We start from the raw sequence: 9,906 nt of genomic DNA, 5'->3' as shown, positions 1-9,906 counted from the left end.
CTGGGTCCGCCGCCGGGCCGCGAGCCTGGTGCGCTGCCGCCTGCTCACCGCCGCCGACCTGCGCGCGGTCGACGCGGCGGCCGCCCACGCCTGCGACCTGCTGGTCCCCGACGTCCCGGACCTGGTGGGCGCCTTCGGGGTCGACGAGGACTTCCTCGGCACGTTCGTCGCGGCCGAGGACCACCTGTCCGAGTTCGCGAAGCGCTTCGGCTTCTCCGATCTCTAGAGCTTCCAGACCCCGTTGGTGTTCAAGAGGATCGAGTACACCGAGTCGGTGGCGGTGACGAACAGGCGGTTGCGCTTGGGGCCGCCGAAGACCAGGTTGGAGACCGCGGGCTGGGGGATCGGCAGCGTCGCGAGATGGGTCCCGTCCGGGTCGAAGCAGTACACGTCCGCGGCGGCGGCCCAGACGCGGCCTTCAATGTCCACGCGCAGCCCGTCGAAGTTGCCGCCGGGGGACTCGGCGAACACGCCGCCGCCCGAGAGCCGCCCGTCCTCGACCGCGAAGCTCCGGAGGTGCCCGCCCGCGGTGTCGGCGATGTAGAGGGTCCGCTCGTCGGGGGAGAACGCGAGGCCGTTGGGCCGCTGGAAGTCGTCGGCGACCCGCGCCACCTCACCCGAACTCGGGTCGATCCGGTACACGTGGCAGCCGTCGATCTCCGGCTCCGCCCGGTGCCCTTCGTAGTCGCTGGTGATCCCGTAGGGCGGGTCGGTGAACCAGACCGCGCCGGTCGAGTCGACCACGACGTCGTTGGGGCTGTTGAACCGCTTGCCCTCCCACCGGTCGGCGAGGACGGTGACCGACCCGTCGAGCTCGGTCCGGGTCACGCGCCGCGCGCCGTGCTCGCAGGAGACGAGGCGGCCCTGCCGGTCGAGGGTGTGGCCGTTCGTGTACCCGGCGGGGGAGCGGAAGACGCTGACCGAGCCGTCGGTCTCGTCCCAGCGCAGGATGCGGTCGTTCGGGATGTCGCTGAACAGCAGGTACTTCCCGTGCGGGACGTACACCGGGCCCTCGGTCCAGCGGCCGCCGGAGAACAGGCGTTCGAGGTGGTCGTCGCCGCCGACGTCGAAGCGGGCGTCGTGCACCTCGAAACTCACGGGCGTCTTGCTCAACGGGAACCCCCTGGGGTCGCAGCAGTGTCGCCGCCGAATCTACGCCATCGACCGTGGTATCGATAGTTATCGATTTACTACTCTCTGGTCATTGTGTCGTCCGTGTTACCGCTCTACCCTGAGATTGCTGAGCCGGGACGGGCCCGGCCGCGTCAGACAGACGGGAACTGAATATGGGACCGGCACTCCCCACCAACCGCAGGCGAAGACTGATCATGGTCTTGGCGGGCATGGCATCCGTCATCACCGCCGCCAGCCTCGCCTCCTTCGCGATGAACCCCGCCTCGGCGCAGACCGCCGGGTGTGATGTGGAATACCAGCTCACGGCCCAGTGGCCGGGCGGCTTCAACGCCAATGTGGAGGTCACCAACCTCGGCGCCGCCGCGGTCGACCCCTGGCGCCTCGAATGGGACTACGCCAACGGCCAGAAGGTCACGAACGCGTGGAACACCACCGCGACCCAGTCCGGGGCGCACGTCACGGCCGTCGGCGTCGAGTACAACCGGCGCCTGACCACCGGCACCACGGTGAGCTTCGGCTTCTCCGGCACCACGACCGGCAGCACCAACGCCGTTCCGGCCGCCTTCTCGCTCAACGGGACCCGCTGCACCGGCCAGGTGACCCCGACGCCGACGCAGCCGACCTCCTCGCCGACGCCGACGGCCACGCCGACCGGCAACCCCGGCCAGGAGGACTGGAACCCGCCCGCGAACCTGGTGCAGCCGCTGAACGAGGTGTGGGCGCACGTCGAGGACACCTACAACCTCAACTTCCGCAACTTCGGCTGGGACCAGGTCATGGCCACCGGCGGCACCATCAACTACTGCGTCCGCTGGGACTCGCAGAACCCGGTGACCGCCCAGACCCGCGACCAGATCGCGGCGAAGCTCCAGGACCAGTACAACCGCTGGTTCGACCAGATGGCCGGCTGGAACGAGTGGCCGTTCGACGAGATCGAGGTGAACGTGGTCGGCTGGGCCGCCTACAGCCGCGACCTCCTCCAGTGGAGCGACAGCTCGGTCGACGTCTACATCGGGAACATCCGCGAGAACGCCCCGCAGTGCTCGGAGCAGTGCGGGCGCTTCTTCCACCAGGACGGCAACTACTCCCAGTGCCCCGGCGGCGCGGCGCGGCACTACGACCAGAGTCTGTGGCTCACCCAGGGCATGGGCGGCGGCGCGGGCGGCGACTGGGGCCAGCGCATGGGTCAGGAGTACTTCGTCAATAGCCTGAACTCGGCGCAGATCCACATCTACCTGCACGAGCTCGGCCACACCTTCGGCCTGGACGACTTCTACGACTGGACGCCGACGGGCCAGTGCTGCTTCATCATGAAGGCCGGCTCCTCCACCACGATCACCACCTTCGACCAGTGGATGCTCCGCGACTGGTGGCGCCACTTGAAGAGCCGCTACGGGTACTAGCGACTCTCCACTGACGGCGGCGGGCCCTCGGGCCCGCCGCCGTTCGCATTCCCATCGTCCGGTCGGGTGTGGTGTCGGACCCGATCTGGTCGGCAAGGGCCGATAGTGTTTAGCATTGTCGAACGCGGCGATTCCGAAGCCGCGATCGTGACGGGACCGGAACGGAGGCGGGCGGATGGCCAAGAACATCCAGTCGCTGGAGCGCGCGGCGGCCATGCTGCGGCTGCTCGCGGGCGGTGAGCGGCGCCTCGGCCTGTCGGACATCGCCTCGTCGCTGGGCCTGGCCAAGGCCACCGCGCACGGCATACTGCGCACGCTCCAGCACGAGGGATTCGTGGAGCAGGACCCCGGCTCGGGCCGCTACCAGCTGGGCGCCGAGCTGCTGCGCCTGGGCACGACCTACCTCGACGTGCACGAGCTGCGCGCCCGCGCGCTGGTGTGGACCGACGACCTGGCCCGCTCGGGCGGCGAGGCGGTCTACCTTGGGGTGGTCCACCAGCAGGGCGTCCTCATCGTCCACCACGTCTTCCGCCCCGACGACAGCCGCCAGGTCCTGGAGGTCGGCGCGATGCAGCCGATGCACTCGACCGCCCTCGGCAAGGTCCTGACCGCGTTCGACCCGGTCGCGCACGCCGAGCTGGTGGAGGCCGAGCGCGAGGCGTTCACCGCCCGCACGCTCACCGACCTGCCCGAGATCGAGCGGGTCCTGGAGCGGACGCGGGCCCAGGGCTACGCCACCGACCTGGACGAGACCTGGGAGGGCGTGGCCTCGGTGGCCGCGCCGATCTTCGACCGGCACCGCCTCCCGGTGGGCGCGGTCGGCATTACCGGCGCCGTCGAGCGGGTGTGCAGGGACGGCGACCTGCGTCCCGAGCTGGTCGCGGCCGTCCGCGACACCGCGCGCTCGGTCTCGCGCGATCTCGGGGCCAAGCCCTTCTAGGGATACGCCCTTTTTCTCCACTTTGCTGCGGGCCGCGTGTGGTCCTGCTATGCCTGTCTTGCAGGCGTTTCACATGGTTCGAGGAATGAGTTGTGGTGGTCATCACATACCTATTGACGAGCCCGTAACATAGGAGAACACTTTGCGTACATCGGTCGGCATTGTCGAACGCTTAACGGCTTGAGCGTTCGATCGGCTCGCCGACGTGAACAAAAGCCCTTCCAACGAGGCGGCGCCCCGGCACCGCTCTCGGGCACGGACAAAGGAGTCGCAAGTGTCCACCACAGACATCATCATCGGCGAGGTCGTCGGCACGGCCCTGCTGATCCTGCTCGGCGGCGGCGTGTGCGCCGCGGTCACCCTCAAGAAGTCCAAGGCCCAGAACGCCGGCTGGCTCGCGATCACCTTCGGGTGGGGCTTCGCGGTGCTCACCGCCGCCTACGTCTCGGCCGGGGTCTCGGGCGCCCACCTGAACCCCGCGGTCACCATCGGCCTCGCCGTCACCGGCGGCACCCCCTGGGACCAGGTCCCGATCTACATCGGCTCCCAGCTGGTCGGCGCCATGATCGGCGCGGCCCTCGTCTGGGTCGCCTACTACGGCCAGTTCCAGGCCCACATGGCCGAGGTCTCCCTCGAAGAGGCCAAGGCCGGCAAGGCCGGACCGGTCCTCGGCATCTTCTCCACCGGGCCCGAGGTCCGCAACGCCGCCATGAACCTCGCGACCGAGATCATCGGCACCTTCGTCCTCCTCATCGCGATCCTCACCCAGGGCCTCAACGGCTCCGGCCAGGGCCTGGGCACCCTCGGCGTGCTCATCACCGCCCTCGTCGTCGTCTCGATCGGCCTCTCCCTCGGCGGGCCCACCGGCTACGCGATCAACCCCGCCCGCGACCTCGGCCCGCGCATCGTCCACGCCCTGCTGCCCCTGAAGAACAAGGGCGGCTCGGACTGGGGCTACGCCTGGGTGCCCGTGGTCGGCCCCGTCATCGGCGCCGTCCTCGCCGGACTCCTCTACAACGTTGCCTTCGCCTAGCCATGACGACACAATCGACTTATCCCGCCTCGACAACGATGTTTTGGAGCGCACCATGACCGACTCGCACAGCGGCCCGTTCATCGCCGCAATCGACCAGGGCACCACCTCCAGCCGGTGCATCATCTTCGACCGCGACGGCCGCATCGTCGCCGTCGACCAGAAGGAGCACGCCCAGATCTTCCCGAAGCCGGGCTGGGTCGAGCACGACGCCGCCGAGATCTGGCGCAACGTCCAGGAAGTGGTCGCCGGGGCCATGGTCAAGGCCGGCGCCGGCCGCGAGGACATCCTCGCCATCGGCATCACCAACCAGCGCGAGACGACCATGCTGTGGGACAAGCGCACCGGCGAGCCGGTCCACAACGCCATCGTCTGGCAGGACACCCGCACCGACGTCCTCTGCAAGCAGCTCGGCGGCGACGCCGGCCAGGACCGCTGGCGCGCCGAGACCGGCCTGCCCCTCGCCGCCTACTTCGCCGGCCCCAAGATCGCCTGGCTCCTCGACAACGTCGAGGGCCTGCGCGCGCGGGCCGAGGCCGGCGACCTCCTCTTCGGCACCATGGACTCCTGGGTCGTCTGGAACCTCACCGGCGGCGTCAACGGCGGCGTCCACGTCACCGACGTCACCAACGCCTCCCGCACCCTCCTGATGAACCTCGAGAACCTCAGCTGGAACGAGGACATCGCCGCGGAGATGGGCGTCCCCCTCCAGGTCCTGCCCGAGATCCGCTCCTCCGCCGAGGTCTACGGCACCGTCACCGGCGGCTCCCTCGGCTCCCTCCTCGCGGGCGTCCCCGTCGCCTCCGCCCTCGGCGACCAGCAGGCCGCCCTGTTCGGGCAGACCTGCTTCGGCGTCGGCGAGGCCAAGTCCACGTACGGCACCGGCACGTTCATGCTCATGAACACCGGCGAGAAGCTCATCCACTCCGAGTCGGGCCTGCTGACCACCGTCGGCTACCGCATCGGCGAGCAGGACCCGGTCTACGCCCTCGAAGGCTCCATCGCCGTCACCGGCTCCCTCGTCCAGTGGATGCGCGACCAGATGGGCCTCATCAGCACCGCCGCCGAGATCGAGACCCTCGCGCTCTCGGTGGAGGACAACGGCGGCGCCTACTTCGTGCCGGCCTTCTCCGGGCTCTTCGCGCCCTACTGGCGCTCCGACGCCCGCGGCGTCATCGCGGGCCTCACCCGGTACGTCACCAAGGCCCACATCGCCCGCGCCGTCCTCGAAGCCACCGCCTGGCAGACCCGCGAGATCACCGACGCCATGACCAAGGACTCCGGCGTCGAGCTCTCCGCGCTCAAGGTCGACGGCGGCATGACCTCCAACAACCTCCTCATGCAGTTCCTCGCCGACGTCCTCGACGCCCCCGTCGTGCGCCCGATGGTCGCCGAGACCACGTGCCTCGGCGCCGCCTACGCGGCCGGGCTCGCCGTCGGCTTCTGGAACTCCACCGAGGACCTGCGCGCCAACTGGCGCCGGGCCGCCGAGTGGACCCCCGCCATGGACTCGGACCTGCGGGACCGCGAATACAAGAACTGGCTCAAGGCCGTCGAGCGCACCATGGGCTGGCTTGAGGACTAGGCGCAAAGCAATGAACACTGTGGAATGAGGAGTCGGCCATGACCACCTTGCAGCACCTCCCGGCCAACTGGGAGGACCCGACCGCGGTCCGCTTCACCGAGCGGGCCGACCGGGCCGAGCAGCGCGAGAACCTGTCCCGTACGACGTTCGACCTGCTCGTCATCGGCGGCGGCATCCTGGGCATCTCCACCGCCTGGCACGCCGCCCAGTCGGGACTGCGGGTGGCCCTGGTCGACTCCGGCGACTTCGCCGGAGCGACCTCCTCGGCCTCCTCCAAGCTCCTCCACGGCGGACTGCGCTACCTCCAGACCGGCGCCGTCAAACTCGTCGCCGAGAACCACTTCGAGCGCCGCGCCGTCACCCGCCAGGTGGCGCCGCACCTCTCCCGGCCGCTCACCTTCTACCTGCCCATCTACAAGAACGGCCCCCACGGCGCCGCCAAGATGGGCGCCGGCGTCTTCGCGTACTCCGCGCTCTCGGCCTTCGGCGACGGCGTCGGCCACCTCCTCAACCCGGTCAAGGCCCGCATGGCCGTGCCCGAACTGCGCATCGACGACCTCAAGGCCGTCGCCGTCTACGGCGACAGCCAGATGAACGACGCCCGCATGGCCCTCATGACCACTCGGGCCGCCGCCGATGCCGGAGCGGCCGTCCTCAACCATGCCGAAGTGACCGGCCTGCGGTTCACGCGCGGGCGCGTCAGCGGCGCCGAGCTGCGCGACCGCCTCACCGGCACCGAGTTCGGCGTCAACGCCCACGTCGTCCTCAACGCCACCGGCCCCTGGGTCGACCACCTGCGGCGCATGGAGGACGCGGGCGCCGACCCGTCGATCCGCCTCTCCAAGGGCGCCCACCTCGTCCTCAAGCGCACCTCCCACTGGCAGGCCGCGCTGGCGACGCCGATCGACAAGTACCGCATCACGTTCGCGCTGCCGTGGGAGGACATGCTCCTGCTCGGCACCACCGACGAGGAGTTCGAGGGCGACCCCGGCGACGTCGCGGTCAACGAGAAGGACGTCGCCCAGATCCTCGACGAGGCCGGCCACTCGGTCCGCCCCGAGCAGCTGCGGCGCGAGCTCATCACGTACTCGTTCGCCGGACTCCGGGTCCTGCCCGGCGGCCCCGGCAGCACCGCGAAGGCCAAGCGCGAGACCGTCGTGACCGAGGGCCGCGGCGGGATGCTCTCGGTGGCCGGCGGCAAGTGGACCACGTTCCGCCACATCGGACGGACCGTGATGAAGAAGCTCGCCGACATGCCCGGGTACACGATCGGCTCCGAGATGGAGCCCATGCGGAACCTGCCGCGGCGCCTTCCCCTGCCCGGCATCGCGAACCCGCACGCCGTGCAGCACCGGCTCCTCTCCGACGGCGGCGCGCCGCTGCCGAACCTCGGCGAGGACACCGCCAAGCACCTCGCGACCCACTACGGCTCCATCGCCTTCGACATCGCCCGCCTCGCGGGCGAGCACCCGGAGCTGGCCCGGCGCGTCCACCCGGACGCCCCCGAGATCTGGGCCCAGGTGGTCTACGCCCGCGACATGGAATGGGCCGAGACCCCCGACGACGTCCTGCGCCGCCGCACCACCCTCACCATCCGCGGCCTCGACACGCCCGAGATCCGCGCCAAGGTCCAGGAGCTCCTCGACCGGCGATAACAAGCTTTCTTCCACACACACGAGGCAGGAAACTGCCTCGACGGGCGGGACGGGGTCTGAGGGGTCCCCGTCCCGCTCTGCTATTCCCGCCCCGCGTCCGGGTGGATCGCCATGAACAGCGAGTACGGCCTGGCCCCCGGCCCCGGCTGCATCTCCGCGAGGTCGTCGAAGAGCACCTTGAACCGCTGGTTGATCTCCTCGTACTGCTCCTCGTTCAGCCGCAGCCCGAGCCGCCCGATGTTCACCTGCGACGGGTCGCCCAGCTCCGCCACCTCGCCGCGGAACGCGTCCAGCATCGCCGTCGACAGGTCCGACCAGAACTCCTCGCCCAGCCGCAGCGCCCACGACTTCCGCGTCGCCAGGTACGGGATCTCGCGCGACCCGCGCGCCCCCACCCGCTCCTCCTGCGGCTCAAGGAAACCCGTCTCCACGAGCTTGCGCACGTGGTGCAGCACCGTCGCCGGGTTCGAACCCAGCCGCAGCGCGATCTCCTTGTTCGTCAGCGGCTGGTCCAGGCACAGCCGCAGGATCCGCAGCCGCACCGCCGAGGCCACCGCCTTCGCCTCCGCCTCGGAAGCCAGCGGCCGGTCGTCCTTGAAGCCCTCGGATCTGCGCTGCTCTGCCACGCCTCCATCCTAGGCCATGGCCGATTGACAAAACTCAACTGATTGGGAATACTCAATCACATGATCTCCCTCGGCGACCCCGAACCTGCCGCGCCCGCGAAACGCGACCGTCTCGGCCTGCTCCGCGACCACGACTTCCGCGACCTCTTCCTCTCCACCACCGTCGCCAAGTTCGGCTACCAGATCACCTCCCTCGCGCTCCCGCTCGCGGCCGTCATCGCACTCGACGTCAGCGAGTTCGAAGTCGGCGTCCTCTCCGCGATGACGATGATCGCCTTCCTGCTCATCGGCCTCCCCGCGGGCGCGTGGGTCGACCGCATGCGCCGCCGCCGCGTCCTCATCGTCAGCGACGTCGTACGCGCCCTCGTCCTCCTCTCCGTGCCCGTCGCCTGGTGGGCCGACGCCCTCACCATCTGGCAGCTCTACGCCGTCGCCCTGCTCATCGGCGTCTTCACCGTCTTCTTCGACGTCGCCTACCAGAGCTACCTGCCGCATCTCGTCGGCCGCGACAAGCTCGTCGAAGGCAACGCCAAACTCGAAACCGTCCGCTCCACCGCCGAACTCGGCGGCCCCGTCCTCGCCGGGCAGCTCATCGAGTGGCTCACCGCCCCGGTGGCCCTGGCCTTCGACGCTGTCGCCATGGGCGCCTCCGCCCTCTTCCTCCTGCGCATCAGGCGACGCGAGTCGAAACCCGAGACCGCCCGCGACTCCAAACTCGGCGCCGAGATCAAGGACGGCCTCAAATTCGTCCTCCGCAACCGCATCCTCGCCTCGATCGTCGCCTGCACCGGCTCCTGGAACTTCTGGATGGGCGCCTTCATGGCGATGATCGTGGTCTTCCTGCCCCGCGACATGGGCATGAACCCCGGCGAGATCGGCCTGTTCTTCGCGCTCCTCGGCGTCGGCGGTGTCGCCGGGGCCTTCGCGGTCGGCACCGTCACGCGCTGGGTGGGGGAGGGGCGCGCCGTCTGGCTCTCGGTCGCCGTCACCTCGCCGTGGGTCCTCCTCATCCCCGCGGCCGAACCGGGCTGGCGCATCTGGATCGGCGCGCTCGCGATGGCCTTCGTCGGGGTCGGCGCCGTGGTCTACAACGTCACCCAGGTGAGCTTCCGCCAGCGTCTGACGCCCGACAACCTGCTCGGCCGCATGAACGCCACCGTCCGCTTCGTCGTGTTCGGCGCCTACGCGGTCGGCTCGATCCTCGGCGGCGCCCTCGGCCAGTACCTCGGCGCCCGGACCACGCTGTGGATCGCGGCGGCCGGGCTCTGCCTGGCGTTCCTCCCGGTCTTCTTCTCGCCCTTGCGAAACCTCCGCACGCTCCCCGACCCCGAACCGGAGCCCGCGGGCGTGGCCGCCTAGGCCCGCTCCAGCGCTTCCGCGAGCTCCAGGTACGTCGGTGCGAGCGTCCGCAGCGCGGCCGCCGCCTCCGCGGCCCGCCCGGCCGCGAGGTCGTACTGGAGCCCGCCCACCAGCCGGGCCTGCCTGGCGGCGATCGCCGATGCCTCGTCGGCGCCTGCCGCCGCCAGGCAG

The 9,906-nt window shown here is 70.1% G+C and carries 9 protein-coding genes; 7 read left to right on the top strand and 2 right to left on the bottom strand.

Features of this window, described 5'->3' with window-relative positions:
- On the top strand, nucleotides 1-226 hold a 226-nt coding region (locus tag DI269_RS15755; protein ID WP_157975026.1), incomplete at its 5' end, for a hypothetical protein.
- On the opposite strand, the gene DI269_RS15750 is transcribed toward DI269_RS15755, so the two are convergent.
- On the bottom strand, nucleotides 223-1,113 hold the full coding sequence (locus DI269_RS15750) for an SMP-30/gluconolactonase/LRE family protein (RefSeq protein WP_112137468.1): 891 nt from the start codon (nucleotides 1,111-1,113) through the stop codon (nucleotides 223-225). The two genes, DI269_RS15755 and DI269_RS15750, sit on opposite strands and share 4 nt — an antisense overlap.
- 230 nt (nucleotides 1,114-1,343) lie before the next feature.
- Here DI269_RS15750 and DI269_RS15745 point away from each other — a divergent pair, with 230 nt between their 5' ends.
- From DI269_RS15745 to DI269_RS15725, 5 genes are all read left to right on the top strand, one after another.
- Nucleotides 1,344-2,537 carry a cellulose-binding domain-containing protein gene (locus tag DI269_RS15745; protein ID WP_198667468.1) on the top strand — a complete coding sequence of 398 codons (1,194 nt, stop codon included), beginning with the start codon at nucleotides 1,344-1,346 and terminating at the stop codon, nucleotides 2,535-2,537.
- A gap of 175 nt (nucleotides 2,538-2,712) precedes the next feature.
- On the top strand, nucleotides 2,713-3,477 hold the full coding sequence (locus DI269_RS15740) for an IclR family transcriptional regulator (protein WP_112137466.1): 765 nt from the start codon (nucleotides 2,713-2,715) through the stop codon (nucleotides 3,475-3,477).
- Nucleotides 3,478-3,751: 274 nt separating this feature from the next.
- Nucleotides 3,752-4,510 carry an MIP/aquaporin family protein gene (locus DI269_RS15735; protein WP_112137464.1) on the top strand — a complete coding sequence of 253 codons (759 nt, stop codon included), beginning with the start codon at nucleotides 3,752-3,754 and terminating at the stop codon, nucleotides 4,508-4,510.
- A gap of 55 nt (nucleotides 4,511-4,565) precedes the next feature.
- Entirely contained in the window at nucleotides 4,566-6,095 is a 1,530-nt protein-coding gene (gene glpK / locus DI269_RS15730) for a glycerol kinase GlpK (protein ID WP_112137462.1), read from the top strand.
- Nucleotides 6,096-6,133: 38 nt separating this feature from the next.
- On the top strand, nucleotides 6,134-7,750 hold the full coding sequence (locus tag DI269_RS15725; RefSeq protein WP_112137460.1) for a glycerol-3-phosphate dehydrogenase/oxidase: 1,617 nt from the start codon (nucleotides 6,134-6,136) through the stop codon (nucleotides 7,748-7,750).
- Nucleotides 7,751-7,830: 80 nt separating this feature from the next.
- Here DI269_RS15725 and DI269_RS15720 read toward each other — a convergent pair whose 3' ends face one another.
- Complete coding sequence (locus DI269_RS15720; RefSeq protein ID WP_112137458.1) at nucleotides 7,831-8,376, bottom strand: ArsR/SmtB family transcription factor; 546 nt, start codon at nucleotides 8,374-8,376, stop codon at nucleotides 7,831-7,833.
- Nucleotides 8,377-8,436: 60 nt separating this feature from the next.
- On the opposite strand from DI269_RS15720, the gene DI269_RS15715 reads away from it, so the two are divergent.
- The gene (locus DI269_RS15715) at nucleotides 8,437-9,735 is read left to right on the top strand and encodes an MFS transporter (protein ID WP_112137456.1); all 1,299 of its coding nucleotides are present in this window, start codon (nucleotides 8,437-8,439) and stop codon (nucleotides 9,733-9,735) included.
- The last annotated feature ends 171 nt before the right edge of the window (nucleotides 9,736-9,906 follow it).

The organism is Glycomyces dulcitolivorans (genome assembly GCF_003265355.1).
Taxonomy (GTDB): Bacteria; Actinomycetota; Actinomycetes; order Mycobacteriales; family Micromonosporaceae; genus Glycomyces; species Glycomyces dulcitolivorans.
The sequence above is the reverse complement of the archived record's forward strand: the minus strand, read 5'-3'. Positions and strand labels throughout refer to the sequence as shown.